The 22,952-nt window shown below is 60.8% G+C and carries 17 protein-coding genes; 12 read left to right on the forward strand and 5 right to left on the reverse strand.

Going from position 1 to position 22,952, the window contains the following annotated elements; genetic code table 11:
• Window positions 1-30 precede the first annotated feature (30 nt).
• The 3 genes from uvrC to LOY31_RS15770 form a co-directional block, all read right to left on the reverse strand.
• Entirely contained in the window at window positions 31-1,854 is a 1,824-nt protein-coding gene (uvrC, locus tag LOY31_RS15760; RefSeq protein ID WP_085603310.1) for an excinuclease ABC subunit UvrC, read from the reverse strand.
• Window positions 1,855-1,856: 2 nt separating this feature from the next.
• Entirely contained in the window at window positions 1,857-2,498 is a 642-nt protein-coding gene (gene uvrY, locus LOY31_RS15765) for a UvrY/SirA/GacA family response regulator transcription factor (protein WP_032829778.1), read from the reverse strand.
• A gap of 127 nt (window positions 2,499-2,625) precedes the next feature.
• A complete protein-coding gene (locus tag LOY31_RS15770; protein WP_221535056.1) occupies window positions 2,626-3,069 on the reverse strand; it encodes an N-acetyltransferase in 444 nt (147 codons plus the stop codon).
• Between the two features lie 649 nt (window positions 3,070-3,718).
• Here LOY31_RS15770 and LOY31_RS15775 point away from each other — a divergent pair.
• Window positions 3,719-4,789 (forward strand): 3-deoxy-7-phosphoheptulonate synthase, encoded by a 1,071-nt coding sequence (locus LOY31_RS15775; protein WP_221535037.1) that lies wholly within the window; start codon window positions 3,719-3,721, stop codon window positions 4,787-4,789.
• 64 nt (window positions 4,790-4,853) lie between these two features.
• Here the strand turns inward: LOY31_RS15775 and LOY31_RS15780 are convergent, their stop codons facing one another.
• Window positions 4,854-5,975 carry a hypothetical protein gene (locus tag LOY31_RS15780; RefSeq protein WP_221535038.1) on the reverse strand — a complete coding sequence of 374 codons (1,122 nt, stop codon included), beginning with the start codon at window positions 5,973-5,975 and terminating at the stop codon, window positions 4,854-4,856.
• A 334-nt stretch (window positions 5,976-6,309) separates the two neighbouring features.
• Here LOY31_RS15780 and LOY31_RS15785 point away from each other — a divergent pair, with 334 nt between their 5' ends.
• The 10 genes from LOY31_RS15785 to LOY31_RS15830 all read left to right on the forward strand — a co-directional run bounded on the left by LOY31_RS15785 (window position 6,310) and on the right by LOY31_RS15830 (window position 19,153).
• Window positions 6,310-7,179, forward strand: coding sequence for a triacylglycerol lipase (locus LOY31_RS15785; RefSeq protein WP_258711814.1), 870 nt, complete (start codon window positions 6,310-6,312; stop codon window positions 7,177-7,179).
• Window positions 7,180-7,276: 97 nt separating this feature from the next.
• A complete protein-coding gene (locus tag LOY31_RS15790) occupies window positions 7,277-7,558 on the forward strand; it encodes a peptidylprolyl isomerase (protein WP_007952068.1) in 282 nt (93 codons plus the stop codon).
• 135 nt (window positions 7,559-7,693) lie between these two features.
• Window positions 7,694-9,562, forward strand: a complete 1,869-nt coding sequence (locus tag LOY31_RS15795) for an extracellular solute-binding protein (protein ID WP_258711815.1) — start codon at window positions 7,694-7,696, stop codon at window positions 9,560-9,562.
• Window positions 9,562-10,623, forward strand: a complete 1,062-nt coding sequence (locus LOY31_RS15800; protein WP_007952064.1) for a microcin C ABC transporter permease YejB — start codon at window positions 9,562-9,564, stop codon at window positions 10,621-10,623. The genes LOY31_RS15795 and LOY31_RS15800 overlap by 1 nt, the downstream gene beginning before the upstream one ends.
• Window positions 10,623-11,645 (forward strand): ABC transporter permease, encoded by a 1,023-nt coding sequence (locus LOY31_RS15805; RefSeq protein ID WP_007952058.1) that lies wholly within the window; start codon window positions 10,623-10,625, stop codon window positions 11,643-11,645. Before LOY31_RS15800 ends, LOY31_RS15805 begins: the two co-directional genes overlap by 1 nt.
• A 13-nt stretch (window positions 11,646-11,658) precedes the next feature.
• A complete protein-coding gene (locus tag LOY31_RS15810) occupies window positions 11,659-13,233 on the forward strand; it encodes an ABC transporter ATP-binding protein (protein WP_221535041.1) in 1,575 nt (524 codons plus the stop codon).
• Window positions 13,234-13,273: 40 nt separating this feature from the next.
• The gene (locus LOY31_RS15815; protein WP_085603296.1) at window positions 13,274-14,689 is read left to right on the forward strand and encodes a sigma-54-dependent Fis family transcriptional regulator; all 1,416 of its coding nucleotides are present in this window, start codon (window positions 13,274-13,276) and stop codon (window positions 14,687-14,689) included.
• Between the two features lie 272 nt (window positions 14,690-14,961).
• Window positions 14,962-16,353 carry a GntP family permease gene (locus LOY31_RS15820; protein ID WP_007952055.1) on the forward strand — a complete coding sequence of 464 codons (1,392 nt, stop codon included), beginning with the start codon at window positions 14,962-14,964 and terminating at the stop codon, window positions 16,351-16,353.
• A 7-nt stretch (window positions 16,354-16,360) separates the two neighbouring features.
• The gene (gene hbdH / locus LOY31_RS15825) at window positions 16,361-17,134 is read left to right on the forward strand and encodes a 3-hydroxybutyrate dehydrogenase (protein WP_085603292.1); all 774 of its coding nucleotides are present in this window, start codon (window positions 16,361-16,363) and stop codon (window positions 17,132-17,134) included.
• 63 nt (window positions 17,135-17,197) lie between these two features.
• Window positions 17,198-19,153: an acetoacetate--CoA ligase gene (locus LOY31_RS15830; RefSeq protein ID WP_258711816.1), complete on the forward strand. Its 1,956-nt coding sequence runs from the start codon at window positions 17,198-17,200 to the stop codon at window positions 19,151-19,153.
• 6 nt (window positions 19,154-19,159) lie between these two features.
• Here the strand turns inward: LOY31_RS15830 and LOY31_RS15835 are convergent, their stop codons facing one another.
• Complete coding sequence (locus LOY31_RS15835) at window positions 19,160-20,269, reverse strand: PilT/PilU family type 4a pilus ATPase (protein WP_258711817.1); 1,110 nt, start codon at window positions 20,267-20,269, stop codon at window positions 19,160-19,162.
• Window positions 20,270-20,396: 127 nt separating this feature from the next.
• Between LOY31_RS15835 and LOY31_RS15840 the strand changes: the two genes are divergently transcribed.
• Window positions 20,397-22,934 (forward strand): PAS domain-containing protein, encoded by a 2,538-nt coding sequence (locus LOY31_RS15840; RefSeq protein WP_085603285.1) that lies wholly within the window; start codon window positions 20,397-20,399, stop codon window positions 22,932-22,934.
• Window positions 22,935-22,952 lie beyond the last annotated feature (18 nt).

Raw genomic sequence — 22,952 nt, forward strand, 5'->3', positions numbered from 1 at the left:
GCACAACTGGCTACGAGGTGAATGGGCATTCTACTCACTATGCAGGTTTGCATAAATCGACTCTGCTAGCTTTTTGCTGATCCCCGGTGCTTTGGCGATCTCTTCGATGCTTGCACGAGACAGCTCCTGCAATCCACCAAAATGTTTCAACAAGTCCCGACGCCGGGTCGGCCCGACGCCCGCAACGCCTTCCAGCGTCGACGTGCGGCGGGTCTTGCCGCGCCGTGCACGGTGGCCGGTAATCGCAAAGCGGTGGGCTTCGTCACGAATCTGCTGGATCAGATGCAGCGCCGGCGAATCACCCCGCAAGGTGAACTCGTTTGCCGCATCATTCAGATACAAAGTCTCGAATCCCGCCTTGCGCGTGGCCCCCTTGGCGACCCCCAGCAAGATCAGATCCGGAACAGCCAGTTCGTTGAGCACGTCACGCGCCATCGACAGCTGCCCTTTGCCGCCGTCCACCAACAGGATGTCGGGCAACTTGCCCTCGCCTTCCTTCAGCTTGCTGAAGCGTCGGGTGAGGGCCTGGTGCATGGCGGCGTAATCGTCGCCGGCGGTCACGCCTTCGATGTTGTAACGACGGTAATCCGACTTGATCGCCCCTTCCGGGCCGAACACCACGCAGGAAGCCACCGTGGCTTCACCGCTGGAGTGGCTGATGTCATAGCATTCCAGCCGTTGTGGCGGCTCATCGAGGTTCAACACTTCAGCCAGCGCTTCGAAACGTGCGGCAACGTGCTGACGGTTGGCCAGCCGCGCACCCAGCGCCTGTTCGGCATTGGTTACGGCCAGTTGCTGCCAGCGCGCCCGTGTACCGCGTACCCGATGGCTGATGGTCAGCTCACGTCCGCGCAGCGCCTGAATGGCCTCGATCAGCGCAGGGAAGTCTTCGTGCACGACGTTGACGATCAGTTCGCTCGGCAAGTCGCGTTCCGGGCTGCTGATGAAGTATTGCCCGAGGAAAGCGGCCATGACCTCGGCCACTTCTTCTTCAATCCCGACTTGTGGGAAGAAATTCTTGCTGCCAAGCACCCGCCCTCCCCGCACGCTGATCAAGTGCACACACGCACCGCCCGGATTGACGAACGCGGCGATCACATCGATATCACCCGTTCCGCCTTCCATGCTCTGCTGATCCTGTACCCGACGCAGCAAGGCAATCTGGTCACGCAGTTCGGCGGCGCGTTCGAATTCGAGGTTGATTGCAGCCTCTTCCATCGCCGTCGACAGCTCATTGGTCAACGCATGGCTGCGTCCTTCGAGGAACATCACCGAGTGACGCACATCCTCGGCGTAAACCTCAGGCTCGACCAGCCCGACACAGGGCGCCTTGCAACGCTTGATCTGATATTGCAGGCACGGCCGGGTCCGGTTCTTGTAGTAGCTGTCCTCGCACTGACGCACGAAGAACGTCTTCTGCAGAAGGCTGAGGCTTTCGCGAATCGCCCCGGCACTCGGATAGGGACCGAAATACTTGCCCTTGGCCTTTTTAGCCCCGCGATGAATGCTCAGGCGCGGGAATTGCCCGTCAGACAAAAAGACATAGGGATAGGATTTATCGTCGCGCAATAGGATGTTGTACGGCGGCCGCCACTCCTTGATCAGGGTTTGCTCGAGCAGCAACGCCTCTGTTTCATTGGAGGTGATGGTGGTTTCGACCTGGGCGATACGCCCGACCAGAGCCGCGGTTTTGGGTGCCAGGCCTGTCTTGCGGAAATAGCTGGCCAGACGCTTCTTGAGGTTCTTGGCCTTGCCGACGTACAGCAGACGCGCATCGCTGTCGAACATGCGATACACGCCGGGGCGCCCGCTGACGGTCGAAAGAAAGGCGCCCGAATCGAATGCTTCAGTCATGGTCAGAGGCTGGCATCAACCATGCCGTGTCGAACCGCCAGCAGCGTCAGCTCGACATCGCTGCTGATCGATAGCTTCTCGAAAATGCGGTAGCGGTAGGTGTTAACGGTTTTCGGCGACAGGCACAATTTGTCGGAAATGATCTGAACCTTCTGACAGCCGACAATCATCAACGCAATCTGGATTTCCCGCTCCGACAACGCATCGAACGGCGAATCATTGGTCGGCTGAAAGGATTTGATGGCCAACTGCTGGGCAATCTGCGGGCTGATATAGCGCTGGCCGGCAAACACCAGGCGAATGGCCTGAACCATTTCCGGCAACCCGGCGCCCTTGGTCAGATACCCCGCCGCACCGGCCTGCAACAACCGTGTAGGAAACGGATCTTCCTCACACACGGTGACCGCGACCACTTTGATGTCGGGATGACTTCGCAACAGTTTGCGCGTGGCTTCGAGGCCGCCGATGCCCGGCATCTTGACGTCCATCAGCACCACGTCAGGCTTCAACTCACGAGCCTTGATGAGGGATTCTTCCCCGGACTCGGCCTGGCCTACCACCTGCAGGCCATCGATATCGGCCAGCATCCGTGTAATGCCTGTACGAACGAGATCATGGTCGTCGACCACTAGCACCCTAATCAAGCAGACACCTCGCGATATGGTCTTATTGGGATGCCGGACACCTTAGCAAAAAGTGCCGGGCAGACCTAGCGGCAAGCGACATATAAAAAGTTTCAATTCTTCATCGAGGGCTTGCCAGCCGTGGGTTTCAGAGCACAGGTGTACTGAAATCGAGCTGCATTCGCAGGAAACACTCGTCCTCGCCTTGCACAAACATTCCTTTTCTTCGATACAGGTTTTGCGCCGGATTGTTTTTGAACACCGTCAGGCGCAACGCCGGGCGACGCTCCAGCCGAGCCATCGCAACAACCTGATCGATCGCCCAGGATCCCGCGCCCTTCCCTTGAGCGCTTTCGACGATCTGCAATTCGCGGATATACACGGCCCGAGCATCACGACTCAGACTGAAATAGCCCAGCAATTCGCTTTCACGAAGGATCAACCAGTTTTCACGCCCGGCCCAGGCAACATCAAACGCCTCGTCCTGCCACAGCAACTCATAGTGAATGTAGTAGCGGAGCATGTTTCGGCAAGTCAGCTCTCGTACAAACGACAGGTCGGCGGAGGTTGCCTGGCGCAGCTCAAAACTCATTCCTGCCTCGATCTTCTTCAAATTCACGCCCGTTCCTTGAGCACACGTTCAGAAAGCAGAGTGTGTCACACCTTGGCGGGCGCTCAACACATAGAGGCCCTCTTGTGCCTCCGATAGCAATTTCTGATTGCTGACGCGCAGCCGCCTCTAGTAAGCTCGGCGCATTCTTTGGAGACAGCTCATGTTCAATACCCTCTCACAGCTTCGTACCGCCAGCGCCTCGCGCTCGGTTGCGGCTGCCCGGGTGAACGGCGTCTGCGCTGCTCCTGCAAGCTTTTATTTTGGGTATTGGTTTAGCCACTGGCGCGCCTGATACCCACACGGCGCCCATTTGAACGGGTCGCCTACCAGAGATTTCTCAACCCCCGGTCGGCCTCCCGACCGGGGGTTTTGTTTTTTCAGGCCCTGACTTTTTCAGCAACACACCAGACACTTTGAGGATTCAACCAATGAACTACGCCACTTATTACCGTTACGACAGTTTTACCGCTTGGCGATTTACCAGCCTCCGCTCGGGACAGCCTGCCGCCTCCGATCGGTCACCCACAGGTGGCAAGCCAACACACGTAGCCAATCCGGCCAATTGTCGAACACCCCAGTAGGGCCGAGTGAGCGGGACGCCCCCGCCATCCGCCCAGGAAGACCGAATATGAACTCGTCCGTTTCTGCTCTGCCACTGTCCACCCTGAACCCTGCCAACGAAGCATTGACCCTGCGTCTGCCGAGTTCGCTGCAACTCAAACAGCAATTGCCTCTGAGCAATGCGCTGAACCAGCAGGTCGCCGCCCACCGCCAGGCGGTCCGCGCGATTCTCGATGGCCATGACCCGCGCTTGCTGGTGATCGTCGGCCCCTGCTCGATACACGATCCCGAGTCCGCGCTCGAATACGCCAGCAAACTGGCGCGTCTGGCCGAAGAAGTCCGTGATGACATGCTGCTCGTGATGCGTGCCTACGTCGAAAAGCCTCGCACCACCGTCGGCTGGAAAGGCCTCGCCTACGATCCTCATCTGAATGGCAGCGACGACATGGCGGCCGGCCTCACGCTGTCGCGCGAACTGATGCTGGAAATGATCCGCCTCGGGCTCCCGATTGCCACCGAATTGCTGCAGCCCATGGCTGCCGGGTACTTCGATGACTTGCTGAGCTGGGTCGCCGTTGGCGCCCGCACGACCGAATCCCAGATCCACCGGGAAATGGCCAGCGGACTGAGCATGCCGGTTGGCTTCAAGAACGGCACCGATGGCGGTGTGACCGTCGCCGTTGACGCAATGCGTTCGGCAGCGCATGCCCATCGCCATTTCGGCGTTGACAGCCAGGGCCACCCGGCAATCATCCAGACCGCGGGCAACCCGGACACCCACCTGGTGCTGCGTGGTGGTCACCAAGGGCCGAACTACGACCGCGATAGCGTTGCCGTCATCAATACCGATTTGAACCGCCTGAAAATTCCGAGCCGGATCATGGTCGATTGCAGCCATGCCAACAGTGGCAAGGACCCGCTCCGCCAGCCGGGCGTGTTCAACGATGTGCTGGAACAACGACTGCAAGGCAATCGTTCATTGATCGGCATGATGCTCGAGTCGCATCTGTTCGAAGGATGCCAGCCCCTGAGCGAGTCGCTGCGTTATGGCGTTTCGGTGACTGATGGCTGCCTCGGATTCGATGCAACAGAACGCCTGTTGCTGGACGCCGCGCAACGCATTCGACAACAGGCCTGACAGTCAAGCCGCCCTCCGGTGCGTGATTCACCCGGAGGGCCAGCCGACGCTCAACGTCGACGCATCAACCCTGCACTACCCGCAGCAGGGTCACGCTGGACATCTGACTCACATCATCAAGCCTCTCGACCGAATAGGACACTTGCACAAGGGTGTCCACATGTTCGCGCCAGAATCGATACGGCACGATGAAGACCAAAGGTTGCATGGCCATTCCGCTGATTATTTCGCGGTCATCGCGGTGAAAGAATGACTCGCCGTCGCACTTGAGATAAACCAGCTCACCCTCTTCGACCCGCGCATCACTGATCAATACACTGACACCGTCGATTGCATCCTGCACATCGAGCACCCCGTCATTGGCTTCGAGCACCTGGGGTGCCACCAGCTCACCTCTTTCAAGAGGAGCAATGCTGATCCGCGTCACACCTGACTCGCGAATCGCTCCGCTTTGCTGTTCGACACAGTATCGAATCACCACTTCCCCGCCGAGATGCGGCGTGATGAATTCAGGTGCGATCCCCAGCACCAGAGGCCGACCGACAGCAAAGGACTCGACTATCAGCGTGTCTCGAAGTGATTTGTCATGCACCGGCCCCTCCCAGATCAACCGCACCCGGTCGCCGACACACATTCCGGCATAAGGCTGAAGCGTGACCGAGGTCCCGTCGATGACGCGCGCGGGGTCGAGACTGCCCCCGACAGCGTCCTCGAGGGTGACCGGCATGAGGCTGTAACGAACATCTCCGACATCCAGTTGCCTGCGCAAGGAAATCAGTGGCTCCGGATGCGAGGCACTGGTCAATGTCCAGAACACCTCCAGCGAACCTCCGTCCAGCGCCGCGATGTGATTGCCCCGAACGACCAGAACGATCTCCCTGCCCAACTGGGCTTCGCTGACAAATCGCGTGATTTCATGTTGATACGGCATACCTTCGATATCGTAGCCGCACCAGCTCAACACGACCCTGTCCCCACAGGCCATTCCTGGATAGGGGGCGATCCGCACGACTACCCGATTCAGAGAGGGATCAAGAACTGTACCCTCCAGCGAATCGATTGCGGGTTCGGGCAGCGATAAAGCGTGTTCGCGTGTCCGACAATGTCCGAAGACCCCGACCCGTTCAGCATCCATCCCCATGCCTCGCACTTGCGAAGCCGTTACCCGTTCATCCGTCATGTTCATTCGCTGCTCCATTCCCTGGAAATGACACGCCGGCGGGCTGCGTCAAAGAGCCTTTATTTAACGCGCTTCATCGCCTCCACGATGTCAGCCGGGCACCCGGCGAGACAGAGCTAAAGGCACAGGGTCGAGTAGGCAAAAATGGGAAAAATACATTCGCCGAGGCTAGACCCCTCCAAATATTCAGAACCGGATTTCATTCAAAAGTGAAATTTCATACGCACACTGATCCAGTTTCCACCCCACTAGAAAGACTCTTCAGGCATCACGTGCGCAACGACTGTTTTAGAGTGGCACGCAGACAACATCGATGAATCTCTGCGATCAAGGACGAAAAGTGCAACGAAATGCCACAACTCTCTATCCCGTACTGTTGGTGCATGGTCTGTTCGGATTCGAGCGCATTGGCCCTTTCGAACTGTTTCATGACGTCAAACAGGCGCTCAAGGCTGTCGGGGTGCAGGTATTCGTGCCGCACATGTCCGCGGTTCATGACAACGAAGTGCGAGGCGAGCAATTGCTTTCGCAGATCGACTCCGTGCTCCGAGGCACAGGCGCGACAAAAGTCAACCTGATCGGACACAGCCAGGGCGCACTGACGGCTCGGTATGCTGCGGCGCATGTGCCACACAAGGTCGCTTCCGTGACCTCGGTCAGCGGTCCCAATCACGGTTCGGAGCTGGCGGACTTCCTGCGCAAGGCATTGATCCCCGGACGGCTGCCGGAGACCGTGGCCCAGAACGTAGCTACGTTGTTTTCCAACTTTTTATCTCTGCTCAGCGGGCACAAAACACTGCCTCGCCATGCACTGGCGGCACTCAATGCGCTGACGACGGAAGGTGTCGGCCAATTCAATGACAAATACCCGCAGGGCCTTCCCGAAACCTGGGGTGGCCAGGGTGCCGAGCGGGTCGATGGTGTTCGCTATTATTCGTGGAGTGGCGTTGTGCCGGAGCTGACCGCGCAGGCCCTCGACCCGGTGCAAGGCATCTGCCTGGCCCTGTCGGAATATTTCATTACAGAACCCGCGCAGAACGACGGTTTTGTCGGCCGTTTCAGCTCTCACCTCGGCACCGTGATCCGCTCCGATTATCCGCTCGACCATTTGCGCAGCCTGCGTCGGGGCATCGGTCAGCGCACCACGGAGAACGATCCGATCCAGCTCTACGTGGAACACGCCTTGCGCCTGCAAGCAGCTAATCTGTAGCGACCGGTATCAGACGAGCGAATGGAACTTTGCCGAGAAATCGGCCACTGAATCCGGTAGGCTCCCCCCTTTACTGATTTGATTGGAGAGTTTCCCCATGGCTAAAGCCACTGCCCGCCACATCCTGGTTTCCAGCGAAGCCAAGTGCAACGAACTCAAGGCCCAGATCGAAGGTGGCGCTGATTTCGCCGAAGTGGCCAAGGCCAACTCCACCTGCCCGTCCAGCCGTCAGGGCGGCGACCTGGGTTCGTTCGGTCCTGGCCAGATGGTCAAGGAATTCGACACCGTGGTATTCAGCGCGCCGATCAACGTCGTGCAAGGCCCGGTGAAGACCCAGTTCGGCTACCACCTGCTGGAAGTCACCAGCCGTCAGGACTGATATTCAGCCCGACCTGCTGTGCAACGGCCCGCCTGATGGCGGGCCGTTTTGTTTTGGTTACACCACACCGCTGGCGAACGGCGCGCCGCTCGCGTACAAATTGCGCTTATCGATTACCCGGCTTTAAGGCTGACAATGCGACTGGCTTTCCCGACATTGATGTTTACTGCCGTGACCCTGCTGCTTGGGATCACCGGTGTGGACGCCGCACCCCAGCATGCGATGACCGTCTATGGCGAACCGGCAAAGTACCCGCCCGGCTTCAGTCACTTCGATTACACCAACGTCCGGGCGCCCAAGGGCGGGACGATGCGCCGCTCGGCCATCGAGATCGGCCACTTCGACCACGTCCTGCCGTATATAGATAAAGGCATCGGCGTCAGCCAGATCGACGGCCTGCTGTATTCCCCGCTTGCCCAGCGCTCGATGGACGAGCCCTACACCGTATACGGCCTCGTAGCGCAGAAAATGGAGCGATCGGAGGACGGCCTGTCGTTGCGCTTCTTTATCAACCCCAAGGCTCGCTTTGCCGATGGCAAGCCAATCACCGCCGAAGACGTGCGCTACACCTATGACTTGCTGATGACCCAGGGCAGCCTGCGTTATCGCACCCAGTTCGCCGACGTCAAAGGCGTCGAAGTCGAAGCCCCGCTCACCGTGCGTTTCGATTTCAAGAGCAACGAAAACCGCACCCTGCCGCTCGATATCGCCACGCTGCCGGTATTTCCCGAGCATTGGTGGAAGACCCGTGATTTCGCCGGTGGTGGCGGCTATGAACCGCCGCTGGGCAGTGGCCCGTATCGAGTCGGCAAGGTCGACTCCGGACGCAGCATCACCTTTGAACGCAATCCCGACTGGTGGGGCAAGGACCTGCCGGTCAGCCGTGGCCTGTACAACTTCGATCACTTCAGCATCGAGTATTTCGGCGACACCGACGTCGCCCGCCAGGTCCTGCGCGGCGGCGCCTACGACTACAACCGTGAGTTCTCCGCCACCGGCTACTCCATCGGTTACGAGAGCCCGGCCCTGAGCGACGGTCGTCTGCAAAAGGCTCACCTGGCCACCGAAGCGCCGCAGTCGGCCCAGGGCTTCGTGTTCAACCTGCAAAAGCCGATATTCCAGGATCGCCGCGTTCGCCAGGCACTGGCCATGCTCTGGGATTTCGAGTGGAGCAACCGGCAGATGATGCGCAACATGTACATCCGCCAGCAGAGTTACTTTTCCAACAGTGATCTGGCCGCCCGCAAACTGCCGGACGCCGCCGAGCTGAAGATTCTAAAACCCTTGCGCGGACAGATTCCCGACGAGGTGTTCACTCAGGTCTTCGAAGCGCCGAAGACCGATGGCAGCGGCATTATCCGCGACAAACAACTGCAAGCGCTGGAGCTGCTGGAACAGGCAGGCTGGAAACCCGATGGCGACCAGTTGGTCAATGATCGTGGCGAGCCGTTGAGCTTCACCTTCCTGGTCAGCCAGAACGGCATGGACCGCCTGCTGCTGCCGTACAAGCGCACGCTGAAGCAGATCGGCATCAACCTCGACATCCGTCGCATCGACTCCTCGCAGTACGTCAATCGCCTGATGAGTCGTGACTACGACATGATCGTCACCGGCTACCCGGTCACCACCTCCCCCGGCGGCGAACTGTTGAACTACTTCGGTTCGGCATCGGCCAACGACCCGGGCGCCAACAATTACATGGTGCTGAAGAACCCGGCGGTCGACACCTTGATCAACGGCCTGATCCGCGCCTCGACCCAGGCCGACATGCTGCGTTACGCCCATGCGCTGGACCGGGTGCTGCAATGGAACTACTACTGGATTCCCAACTATTACCCGCCGGGCACGTCGACCGTGTGGTGGAACCGTTTCGGCATTCCCACCGTGCAGGCGAGCAATGACGAGGCGATCGAGAGCTGGTGGGAAATCAGCAGCACGCCGCTGACCAACCAGCAGATGACGGCCGAGAAAATCAACCGTGGCAGACCCGGAGGGCCGCACTGATGTGGGCTTACATACTGCGGCGCCTGCTGCTGATCATCCCGACGCTGGTGATCATTCTGCTGGTCAACTTCGTGATCATCCAGGCCGCGCCGGGTGGTCCGGTGGAACAGGCCATCGCCCACTTGCAAGGCATCGGCGGCGCCAGTGTCGGCGGCGGTGCGAGCGAGACCATGAGCGGCACGTCCCGCGCCAGCCGTGGCCTCGATCCGCAACTGATCAAGGACATCGAAAAACAGTACGGCTTCGACAAACCCGCCCATGAACGCCTGTGGCTGATGCTCAAGAACTACGCGCAGCTGGATTTCGGCAAAAGCTTCTTCCGTGGCGCCACGGTCACCGACCTGATCCTGCAGAAAATGCCCGTGACCATTTCCCTCGGGCTGTGGGCGACGCTGATCACTTATCTGGTGTCGATCCCGCTGGGCATCCGCAAAGCCGTGCACCACGGCAGCCATTTTGATATCTGGAGCAGCACGGCGATCATCATCGGCTACGCCATGCCGGCATTCCTGTTCGCGATGTTCCTGATCGTGGTGTTCGCCGGCGGCACCTCGCTGAACTGGTTTCCGGTGCGCGGGCTGGTGTCCGACAACTTCGAATCCCTGTCGACGCTGGGCAAGATCACCGACTACTTCTGGCATCTGGTGCTGCCGGTCACGGCGTTGGTCATCGGCGGTTTCGCCACCCTGACCATCCTCACCAAAAACTCGTTCCTCAATGAAATAACCCGCCAGTACGTGGTCACCGCGCGCGCCAAAGGCCTGAGCGAAAACCGTGTGCTCTACGGACACGTGTTCCGCAACGCAATGCTGCTGGTGGTGTCGGGCATTCCCCAGGCGTTCATCAGCGTATTCTTTGCCGGCTCATTGCTGATCGAAGTGATCTTCTCCCTCGACGGCCTTGGGCGCATGAGTTACGAAGCGGCGGTGTCCCGGGACTATCCGGTGGTGTTCGGATCGCTGTTCATCTTCACCCTGTTCGGCCTCCTGATAAAACTGATCGGCGACCTGTGCTACACGCTGGTCGACCCGCGCATCGACTTCGCCGCGAGGAACGCCTGATGTTCAAGCTCTCGCCTCTGGGCCGTCGCCGCTTCGAACGTTTCAAGAAAAACCGCCGGGGCTGGTGGTCGCTGTGGCTGTTTATCGGACTGTTCCTGCTTAGCCTCGGCGGCGAACTGATCGCCAACGACAAGCCATTGGTCGTCAGTTATCAGGGCCAGTGGTACTTCCCGGTGTTCAAACGCCACACTGAGCAGGAGTTCGGCGGACAACTGCCGTTCCAGGCGGATTACCGCAGCGATTACGTGCAGAAGCTGATCCGCAAGGACGGTGGCTGGCTGCTGTTTCCGCCGATTCCGTTCAGTGACGACACCCCGAACTACGACCTCAACAAACCGGCGCCGAGCCCGCCGACTTCGGTCAACTGGCTGGGCACCGACGATCAGGCGCGCGACGTACTGGCTCGGGTAATCTTCGGCGCCCGGGTGTCGATCCTGTTCGCCCTGATGCTGACCTTCGTCAGCGCCCTGATCGGTATCGCAGCTGGTGCCCTGCAGGGTTATTACGGCGGCTGGGTCGATCTGCTCGGCCAGCGCTTGCTGGAGGTCTGGTCGGGATTGCCGGTGCTTTACCTGCTGATCATCCTTTCGGGATTTGTCGAGCCGAACTTCTGGTGGCTGCTGGGGATCATGGCGCTGTTTTCCTGGCTCGCGCTGGTGGACGTGGTACGCGCCGAGTTTCTGCGCGGCCGCAACCTGGAGTACGTCAAGGCTGCCCGGGCTTTGGGCTTGAGCGATCGCAAAGTGATTGTCCGGCACATCCTGCCCAACGCGATGAACGCAACCCTGAGCTATCTGCCCTTCATTCTGACCGGGGCGATTTCTACCCTGACTGCGCTGGACTTCCTCGGTTTCGGCATGCCCGCCGGCAGCGCATCGCTGGGCGAGTTGATCGGTCAGGGCAAACAGAACCTGCAAGCGCCGTGGCTCGGATTGACCGCGTTTTTCACCCTGGCGCTGATTCTTTCCCTGTTGGTATTCATCGGCGAAGCGCTGCGCGATGCCTTTGACCCGCGCTCATGAACGGAACCTTGATATGACTGACAATCTGATCGAAATCCGTGACCTCAGCGTCGCCTTCCATGGCCAGGCCGTGGTTCGCAACCTGTGCCTGGACATCCGCCCCGGCGAGTGCCTGGCACTGGTCGGCGAATCGGGCTCGGGCAAATCGGTGACGGCCCACTCGATCCTGCAACTGCTCCCCGAATGCGATGCCCGGACCACCGGCAGCATCCGCTATCGTGGGCAGGAACTGGTCGGTGCCGATCCCAAGACCCTGCGCGACCTGCGGGGTAACCGCATCGCCATGATTTTCCAGGAGCCGATGACCTCGCTCAATCCGTTGCACACGATTGAAAAGCAGATCGGCGAAACCCTGTTGCTGCACCGTGGCCTCGGCGGCAAGGAAGCTCAGGCGCGGATCCTCGAACTGCTCGAACTGGTGGGCATCCAGAAACCGAAAGAACGGCTGAAGGCTTATCCGCATCAGCTGTCCGGCGGCCAGCGTCAAAGGGTGATGATCGCGATGGCCCTGGCCTGCGAGCCCGAACTTCTGATCGCCGACGAACCAACCACAGCCCTCGATGTGACCGTGCAGCGCAAGATCCTGTTGCTGCTCAAGTCCCTGCAACGGCGCCTGGGCATGTCGCTGCTGCTGATCAGCCATGACCTCAATCTGGTGCGCAGCATCGCCCAACGGGTGTGCGTGATGAAGGCCGGGGAAATCGTCGAGCAGGCGCCGTGCGAAACCCTGTTCACCGAGCCGAAACACCCTTACAGCTGCGTATTGCTCAACGCTGAACCGGAGGGCGAAGCGCTGCCCCGGGACGAGCGCGAAAACGTGCTGGAAGTCGATGATTTACGAGTCGACTTTACGGTCGGCGGCGGGCTGTTCCAGCGCAAGCAATACCTGCGCGCGGTGGATGGCATCAGCCTGAACATCCAGCGTGGCAAGACGCTGGGCATCGTCGGCGAGTCCGGTTCGGGCAAGTCGACCCTCGGTCAGGCGATCCTGCGGCTGCTCGACTCCAAGGGCAGCATTCGCTTCCAGGGCACGGCACTCGACGGTCTCGACCAGAAGCAGATGCGGCCGTGGCGCCGACAGATGCAGGTGGTGTTCCAGGACCCGTTCGGCAGCCTCAGCCCGCGCATGTCGGTGGCGCAGATCATCAGCGAAGGGCTGGAGGTGCATTGCCAGTCCACTGCCGACGAGTGCGACGACCAGGTGATCCGCGTGCTCAAGGAAGTCGGGCTCGACCCTGAAAGCCGTCATCGCTATCCCCATGAATTTTCCGGAGGCCAGCGCCAACGCATCGCGATTGCCCGGGCGCTGGTCTTGAAGCCTGCATTGATCCTGCTCGACGAGCCGACTTCGGCACTGGATCGCACTGTGCAGAAACAGGTGGTCGCCCTGCTCCGCCAGCTTCAGGAAAAACATGGCCTGACGTATCTGTTCATCAGCCACGACCTTGCAGTGGTACGCGCACTGGCCCACGACATGATCGTGATCAAGGACGGCAAGGTGGTCGAACGCGGCGCCAGCCACGACGTATTCGATTCACCGCAGCATCCCTATACCAAAGAGCTGTTGGCGGCGGCGCATCCGGGATAGGCATAATCGCGCCACCTGACTTCCGCCAATGGACGCCGCCATGAACACCACCGAAAGCCTCAAGGATTACCAACGGGTCCGCACGCTGGCGATCCGTTCGTTGTTCGAGATCATCGAGCAATCCAGTGAAGGCACGGTGATTGTCGACCGCGACGCGAACATCGTCTGGATGAACGAGCGCTATGCCCGGCGCTTCGGGCTCGACTCCGCCGCCGGGGCCATTGGTAAACCCTGCGAAAGCGTGATCCCCGGCAGCCTGCTGCGCGAAGTGGTGCGCACCGGGCGGCCGATTCTGCTGGACATGCAGGACACCCCGAAAGAACCGCTGGTGGTGATGCGCCTGCCGATCCATGACGACGCCGGGGCGGTGATCGGCGCCATCGGCTTTGCGCTGTTCGACGAATTGCGCACCCTGTCGCCGATGCTCAAGCGCTACCTGAGCATGCAGGAGGAGTTGGCCTCGACCCGTTCGCTGCTGCGCGCCCGCCAGACCAAATACAACTTCGCCCATTTCATCGGCACCAGCGCTGCCAGCCTGGAAGTCAAACGTCGTGCCCGCCGCAGCGCGAGTGCCGCGTCGCCGGTTCTGTTGCTGGGCGAGACCGGCAGCGGCAAGGAGTTACTGGCGCAGGCCATCCACGGTGCATCGCCCCGGGCGCACAAGGCGTTCGTCAGCATCAATAGCGCAGCGATTCCCGAAGCGCTGCTCGAAGCCGAGTTCTTCGGCACCGCGCCCGGCGCCTTCACCGGAGCCGATCGCAAAGGCCGCACCGGCAAGTTGCAGATTGCCCAGGGCGGGACGCTGTTTCTCGACGAGATTGGCGACATGCCGCTGCCGCTGCAAAGCAAATTGCTGCGAGTGTTGCAGGAAAAGGAATTCGAGCCCGTAGGCTCCAACGACGTGATCCAGAGCGATGTGCGGGTGATTGCAGCCACCTCGACGGATCTGGAGGCGGCGATCAAGCGCGGAGAGTTTCGCGCGGATTTGTACTACCGGCTCAACGTGCTGCCGATTCAGGTGCCGCCGCTGCGGGAACGGCTGGACGATCTGCCGGCGCTCAGTGAAGCGATTCTTGAGGAGTTGCGCAGTCAGCACGAGTTGAACCGCGAAGCGCTGGAGCTGCTGGGCCAGCACGCCTGGCCGGGGAATATCCGCGAGCTGCGCAATGTACTGGAGCGGGCGGCGTTGCTCAGTGATGACTTGATGCTGACGGCGGATGACATTCGGGCGGCAATTGGCACGTTTACACCGGTTGAGCGAGCACTGGCGCCTCTGTCAGAGCCGGCAACCCACGAGACCTTCAGTCAGGCCCGCGAGCGGTTTGACCGGCAGTTGATTCAATTCACCCTCGCGCAATGCGGGGGCAAGGTGATCGAGGCGGCTGAGCGGCTTGGACTGGGTCGTTCGACGCTATACAAGAAGATGATTGCGCTCGGGATCGTAGAGTCTCAATAAAGAGACTCAATTCTCCATAAAGGGACAAGATCAAAAGCTTCGCGAGCAAGCCCGCTCCCACAGGGAAATGCATACGAATGTGGGAGCGGGCTTGCCCGCGAAAGCGTCCTCACAGCCATAGAAGTCTCCAAACAGAGACAAAACCCCGAAAACCACCGCCAAATATCAAATTAATTCCTTTTATTTCAATAACTTAACCATCTGGCACAGATCTCGCTATAGCCCTCCCACACCCGTTCCACCCACAAAAATAACAATCGAAGGAGCACACCATGAGTGTGATCATCGCCTTGGCAGCCCTTGCGCTGCTGATGCTCGCGGCCTACCGTGGCTACAGCGTTATCCTTTTTGCCCCGATCGCCGCTCTCGGCGCCGTCCTGCTCACCGACCCGTCCGCCGTCGCCCCTGCTTTCACCGGGGTGTTCATGGAAAAGATGGTCGGCTTCATCAAACTCTATTTTCCCGTGTTCCTGCTCGGCGCCGTGTTCGGCAAGCTGATCGAACTGTCGGGATTCTCGCGCTCGATCGTCGCGGCAGCGATTCGTCTGCTCGGCACCCGCCAAGCGATGCTGGTGATCGTGCTGGTCTGCGCCCTGCTCACCTACGGCGGCGTTTCGCTGTTCGTCGTGGTGTTCGCGGTCTACCCGTTCGCAGCGGAAATGTTCCGTCAGAGCAACATCCCCAAACGCCTGATCCCGGCAACCATCGCCCTCGGCGCGTTTTCGTTCACCATGGACGCCCTACCCGGCACACCGCAAATCCAGAACATCATCCCCAGCACCTTCTTCAACACCACCGCGTGGGCAGCGCCGTGGCTGGGTGTGATCGGCACGATTTTCGTGTTCTGCGCCGGCATGCTGTTTCTGCAGCGCCAGCGCAACAAGGCTCAGCGTGCCGGTGAAGGCTACGGCACCGAACTGCGCAACGAACCGGAAACCGCCGAAGACCTGAAGTTGCCCAACCCGTGGATTGCCCTGTCGCCGCTGCTGGCGGTGGGCATCATGAACCTGCTGTTCACCCAGTGGATTCCGCAGTGGTACGGCAAGACCCACAGCCTCGCGCTGCCGGGCATGGCCGCACCGGTCACCACCGAAATCGCCAAACTGACCGCGATCTGGGCGGTGCAGGCAGCCCTGTTGGTCGGCATCCTGATGGTGCTGGCGTTCGGTTTTAAAGCGATCAAAAGCAAGCTCGCCGAAGGCAGCAAAAGCGCAGTCAGCGGTGCGCTGCTGGCGGCGATGAACACCGCGTCGGAATACGGTTTCGGCGCGGTCATCGCCTCGTTGCCGGGTTTCCTGGTGCTGGCCGACTGGCTCAAAAGCATTCCCAATCCGCTGGTCAACGAAGCGATCACCGTGACCCTGCTGGCCGGTATCACCGGTTCTGCTTCGGGCGGCATGAGCATCGCGCTGGCAGCGATGTCCGAACAATTCATCAGCGCCGCCCACGCCGCCAACATTCCGCTGGAGGTGCTGCACCGGGTGGCCGCGATGGCCAGCGGCGGCATGGACACGCTGCCGCACAACGGCGCGGTGATTACCCTGCTCGCCGTCACCGGCCTGACTCACCGTGAGGCCTACAAGGACATTTTCTGTATTACGCTGATCAAGACCCTGGCGGTTTTCGTGGTGATCGGCACTTTCTACGCCACTGGCATTGTGTGAGGTATAGATGACGACTCTTTCTGGCAAGACCGCACTGGTTACCGGCTCCACCAGCGGCATCGGGCTGGGCATCGCCCTGACGCTGGCCAAGGCCGGCGCCAACCTGATCCTCAACGGTTTTGGCGATGCGTCGAAGGTGATCGCCGAAGTCGAGCAGTTCGGCGGCAAGGTCGGCCATCACCCGGCAGACGTCAGCGACCCGGCGCAGATCGCCGACATGATCGCCTACGCCGAACGCGAGTTCGGCGGCGTGGACATTCTGGTCAACAACGCGGGCATCCAGCACGTCGCGACGGTGGAAGAGTTTCCGGTGGAGCGCTGGGACTCGATCATTGCGATCAACCTGTCATCGGTGTTTCACAGCACTCGCCTGAGTTTGCCGGGCATGCGCGCCAAGGGTTGGGGGCGGATCATCAACATCGCTTCGGTGCACGGTCTGGTCGGTTCCACCGGCAAAGCCGCGTATGTGGCGGCCAAGCATGGCGTGATCGGCCTGACCAAGGTGGTCGGCCTGGAAACCGCCGCCAGCAATGTCACTTGCAACGCGATCTGCCCGGGCTGGGTGCTGACGCCGCTGGTGCAGAAACAGATTGATGATCGAGCGGCCAAAGGTGTCGACCCGCAGCAGGCGCAACACGATCTGCTGGCCGAGAAGCAGCCGTCGCTGGAGTTCGTCACCCCGGCGCATCTGGGTGAACTGGTGCTGTTTCTGTGCAGCGAGGCCGGCAGCCAGGTGCGTGGCGCGGCGTGGAATATCGATGGTGGGTGGCTGGCGCAGTAAGTTCGTAACTGATCGCTCCCACGCCACAGTGGGAGCTTTCTGACCAACAATAAGAGGCAAACCATGTCCGACATTCTCTGGCAGCCCGATGCCAAACGCATTGCCCGGTCCCGCATGGACGGCTTTCGGCGCTTCATCAATCAGCGCCACCACCTGAAGCTCGACGACTACCCGGCCCTGCATCAATGGTCCATCGACCAGCGCGAAGCGTTCTGGCAGGCGATCGTGGATTTCTTCGGCATCAGTTTTCACACCCAACCGGACGCCGTTCTGCGTGGCGGCCTGAAAATGCCGGGCGCCGAGTGGTTTCCCGGCGCTACCCTGAATTTTGCCGAACACCTGCTGAGTCGCCGCGACGATGCCATCGCCGTGATCGCTATCGGCGAAAACGGCCAGCGTGAACTGCTGACCTGGGCCGAACTGGCCCAACAGGTCGCCGGCTTCCAGGCCAGCCTGCAAGCGGCCGGTGTTGTGCTCGGCGACCGGGTTGCCGCGTGCATGCCCAACACCTGGCAAACCCTGGTGGCGATGCTCGCGACCACCAGTCTCGGGGCGATCTGGTCGTGCTCATCGCCGGACTTCGGCACCCACGGCGTGATCGACCGCTTCGGCCAGATCGAACCGAAAGTACTCATCACCTGTGCCGGTTACCGTTACGCCGGCAAAGAGATCGACCAGACCGTCAAGATCAACGAAATCCTCGAACAGCTGCCGTCTCTGCAACAGCTGATCATCGTGCCTTACGCGCGCCCCCACGCCCATGCCACGGATTACCGGACACCCGCCAACGTCACGTTGTGGGACGACTTCTATGAGCCGGGCGATGAGCCGCAGTTCGTCCCGGTACCCTTCGATCATCCGCTGTACGTGCTGTATTCCAGCGGCACCACCGGCGTACCCAAATGCATCGTTCACAGCACTGGCGGCGTGTTGCTGCAACACGCCAAGGAGCACGGGCTGCATGTCGACCTGGGCCCCGGCGACCGTCTGTTCTACTACACCACCTGCGGCTGGATGATGTGGAACTGGCTGGTCTCGGCACTGGCGGTCGGCAGCGCGGTGATGCTGTATGACGGCTCACCGTTTTATCCGGACAACGAGCGATTGCTGGAGCTGCTCGACGACGAGCAGGTCAGCGTGTTCGGCACCAGCCCGAAATTCCTCGCGACCCTGGAAAGCAGCGGCATCAAGCCGCGCGAAAGCTACGACCTGAGCCACCTGAAAACCCTGCTGTGCACCGGCTCCGCGTTGTCGCCGCAGAGTTACGACTTCGTCTATCGCGACTTCAAACCGGATGTGTGCCTGTCCTCGATGTCCGGCGGTACGGACATCGTGTCCTGCTTCGTCAACGGCAACCCGATGTCGGCGGTCCGCCGGGGTGAAATCATGGGCAAGAGCCTGGCCATGGCGGTGGAAGTGTGGAATGACGCCGGGCAACCGGTGATCGGCGAAAAAGGTGAGTTGGTATGCACTCGACCATTCCCGGCAATGCCCATCGGACTCTGGAACGATCCCGACGGCGAGAAGTTGCGCAAATCCTATTTCAGCCAGTTCCCCGGCGTCTGGGCCCAGGGTGACTACGCCGAACAGCTACCCCACGGCGGAATGCTGATTCACGGCCGCTCTGATGCCGTGCTCAACCCCGGCGGCGTGCGCATCGGCACGGCGGAAATCTACCGTCAGGTGGAGAAAGTCCCGCAAGTGCTGGACAGCGTCGCCATCGGCCAACAGTGGCAGGATGACGTGCGCGTGGTGCTGTTCGTGCGCCTCAAGGACGGCGTAACGCTGGATGAGGCACTGCAACAGCAGATCCGCCAGGTGATCCGCGCCAACACCACGCCGCGCCATGTGCCGGCGAAGATCGTCGCGGTCACTGACATCCCGCGCACCATCAGCGGCAAAGTGGTGGAGCTGGCCGTGCGCAATGTGGTGCACGGTGAACCGGTGAAAAACACCGATGCGCTGGCCAATCCGCAAGCGCTTGAGCAGTTTCGCAATCGGGTCGAACTTCGCGACTGAAGCCTGTCAGTCCATCAGTCCCCACTCGCCGGTCGAGGGCGGTGGGGACGGCATGGTGTCGGCGTGCAGCTTCAGACGCAGGCGCAGGTTGTTGACCGAATCAGCATTTTTCAGTGCCTCGTCTTCATCGATCACCCCTTCTGCTACCAGCGCGAACAGTGCAGCGTCAAAGGTCTGCATGCCCAGTTCCGCCGATTTTTCCATGATGGTTTTCAGCTCGCCAAAGTCATTGCGCCGGATCAGATCGGCAATCGTCGGCGTACCGAGCATCACCTCGGCGGCGGCGCGTCGCTGACCGTCCCGGGTTCGTACCAGACGCTGGGAGACGAACGCCTTGAGGTGATTGCCCAAGCCATGCAGCAATTGCGGGCGGCGCTCTTCGGGGAAGAAGTTGATGATCCGGTCCAGCGCCTGATTGGCGTTGTTGGCGTGCAATGTCGACAGCACCAGATGCCCGGTTTCGGCGAAGGCCAGCGCATGTTCCATGGTCTCGCGGTCACGGATTTCGCCGATCAGCACCACGTCCGGGGCCTGGCGCAGGGTGTTTTTCAGCGCTGCGTGAAAGCTGCGGGTATCGACCCCGACTTCGCGCTGGTTGATGATCGATTTCTTGTGGCGATGGATGTATTCCACCGGGTCTTCAATGGTGATGATGTGCCCGCTGCTGTGGCGATTGCGATGATCGATCAGTGCCGCCAGCGACGTGGATTTGCCCGAGTCGGTGGCGCCGACGAACAGGATCAGGCCTTGCTTGAGCATCACCGATTCGAGCAATACCGACGGCAGTTTCAGGTCTTCGAATCGAGGAATGTCGAGTTTGACGTTGCGGATCACGATCGACACGTCGTTGCGCTGTTTGAAGATGTTGACCCGGAAGCGCCCGATACCCGTGCGGGAAATCGCCAGGTTCATTTCCAGATCCCGGTCGAACTCCCGGCGCTGCTCGGCGTCCATCAGGGAGGCGGCGACAGTCGCCACTTCGCCCGGTTTGAACGGCTGCTCGCTCAAGGGCGTCAGCACCCCGTCGAACCGCGCACTGGGCGGTGCGCCCGTGGACAGGAACAGATCCGAACCGTGGCGGCTCGCCAGTTGTTTGAGCAATGCATCGATTTCCATGGCCAAAAGCACCTGCGAAGCTTTCAATGAACTTAAGACCGTGCGTCGTGACGCGACGGGCCTTACAGCGTCTACCGCACTAGGATAGTAGACGCCGCCTCACCGACCGACGCCCAGGATTGATGTGATGAACGCTGTACCGAACACCAACGACGCCCAGGCATTGATTGCCCGCACCGACTGGAGCCGCAGCCCGCTGGGCGCCGCTGGCACCTGGCCACAGAGCCTGCGCACCGCGGTGGACATCGTGATTCACTCGCCGATGCCGATGCTGCTGTTGTGGGGCCCGCACCTGACCCAGATCTACAACGACGGCTTCGCGTTGCTCGCCGGGAGCAAGCATCCGCACGCTTTCGGACAACCGGCGCACCAGATATGGCCGGAACTTCGAGACTTTACCGACCCGATTTACAGCGCGGTCCTACAAGGCCAGGTGCGAACCTACAGCGAACGGCGTTTTACCCTGCAACGGGACGGCCAGGATTCCGATTTCTGGCTGGACCTGACCTACAGCCCGATCCGCGACGAAAGCGCGCAAGTGGCTGGCATTCTGGTCACCGCCATCGAAACCAACGAACGCCGGCGCATCGCCCTGGAATTGCAGCAGCGCTCCGAAGACAGCCTCAAGGCCCAGCGTGAAAGCGAAGAACGCCTGCAACTGGCGCTGGCGGCCACCGATGCGGTCGGCACCTGGGATTGGGACATCGGCGAAGATCGCTTCATCGCCGATGCGCACTTCGCCCAGTTGCACGGTATCGATCCGGCGCTGGCCGGGCAGTTGCCGATCAGCGAATACCTGCACGGCGTGCACCCCGAAGACCGCGCGCTGATTGCCCGCAGCATCAAGCATTGCATCACCCACGGCACCGAATACGCCGAGGAATACCGCCTGCTGCAAGCCAATGGCGAGCTGCGCTGGGTGTTCGCGCGCGGGCGCTGCTACAAGGATCATCATGGCCGGCCGATGCGTTTCCTCGGCGCCGCGCTGGATCTGACCGAGCGCAAGCACACCGAACAGGCACTGCGGCAAAGCCAGACCGAGCTGCAACTGATCATCAACGCCATGCCGATCCTGATCAGCTATGTCGACCACGAAGAACGTTTTCGCCTGAACAACGCCGCGTACCTCGACTGGTACGGGCTCACGCCGCAGGAGCTGTACGGTCGCACGATCCGCGAGGTCATCGGCGAAGAGGCCTATTTCCTGCGGGCGCCGTACATCGCCGAAGCCCTGGCCGGTCGTCCCTGCTCGTTCAGCCTGTACACGCCGCACCGCGACGGCAGCCAGCGGCATGCCCTGATGAACTACCTGCCGCGCCACGGTGCGGACGGTGCGGTGAACGGTTTCTACATCTTCGTGATCGACGAAACCGAACGCAAAAAGACCGAAGAAGCGCTGCGCAACCTCAATGAAACCCTTGAGGAACGTGTCAGCGCACGTACCGAGCAGTTGGCCCAGGCCAACCAGCGTTTGCAGAACGAGATGTTCGAACGCGAGCGCGCCGAAGACGCCCTGCGCCACGCGCAGAAAATGGAAGCGGTCGGCCAGCTCACTGGCGGCATCGCCCACGACTTCAACAACATGCTGACCGGCATCATCGGCAGCCTCGATCTGATGCAGCGCTACATCGCCAGTGGCCGCGCCGATGAAATCGGTCGTTTCACCGACGCGGCGGTGTCCTCGGCCAACCGCGCGGCGGCACTGACCCACCGTCTGCTGGCGTTCTCCCGGCGTCAGTCGCTGGATCGCAAAACCATCAACGTCAATGAACTGATCCACTCGCTGGAAGACCTGATCCGCCGCACCAAGGGTGATCCGATCGAGCTCAAGTTGCGCCTGGCCGACAACGTATGGTCGGTCAGCACCGATGTCAGCCAACTGGAAAACGCCCTGCTCAACCTGGTGATCAACGCCCGCGATGCCATGCCCGACGGTGGTGAGCTGTTGATCGAAACCGCCAACGTCTACCTCGACGGCAACGACATCACCACCCTCGAACCGGTCAAGGCCGGGGATTACCTGATGCTGGCGGTGAGTGACAACGGTACCGGCATGACGCCTTCGGTACGCTCCAAAGCGTTCGATCCGTTCTTTACCACCAAGCCGATCGGCCAGGGCACCGGGCTCGGGTTGTCGATGATTTATGGCTTTGCCCAGCAATCCGGCGGACACGTCAGCCTCGACAGCCTGCCGGGTCAGGGCACCTGCGTGCGCCTGTACTTGCCGCGTTTGTATGCACTGGAACCGGAGCGGCCGGTCATCGAAACGGTCACCGAGGCTCCCGCCGTGGCAACCGGCGAAACCGTGGTGGTGGTCGAGGACGATCCGGCGGTGCGCATGCTGGTCATGGACCTGCTCAAGGAGCTGGGTTATCGCGCCCATGAAGCCGAAGACGCCAAGGGCGCCCTGCCGTTGCTCGAATCGGATCTGCGGGTTGACCTGCTGGTGACCGACGTCGGCCTGCCGGGCATGAACGGCCGGCAAATGGCGGAGATCGCCCGGCAGCATCGTCCGGGCCTCAAGGTGTTGTTCATGACCGGTTACGCGCAGAAAGCCGCCGAGCGTCAGGGCTTCCTCGAGGACGGCATGGACATGGTCGCCAAACCGTTTTCCATCGAGCAGCTGGCCGGCAAGATCCGCACGATGATCAGCCAAAACCCGTGACTTGAGGCATAATCCGCG

Origin of the sequence: Pseudomonas sp. B21-021 (genome assembly GCF_024749205.1) — a bacterium.
GTDB lineage: Bacteria > Pseudomonadota > Gammaproteobacteria > Pseudomonadales > Pseudomonadaceae > Aquipseudomonas > Aquipseudomonas paraglycinae.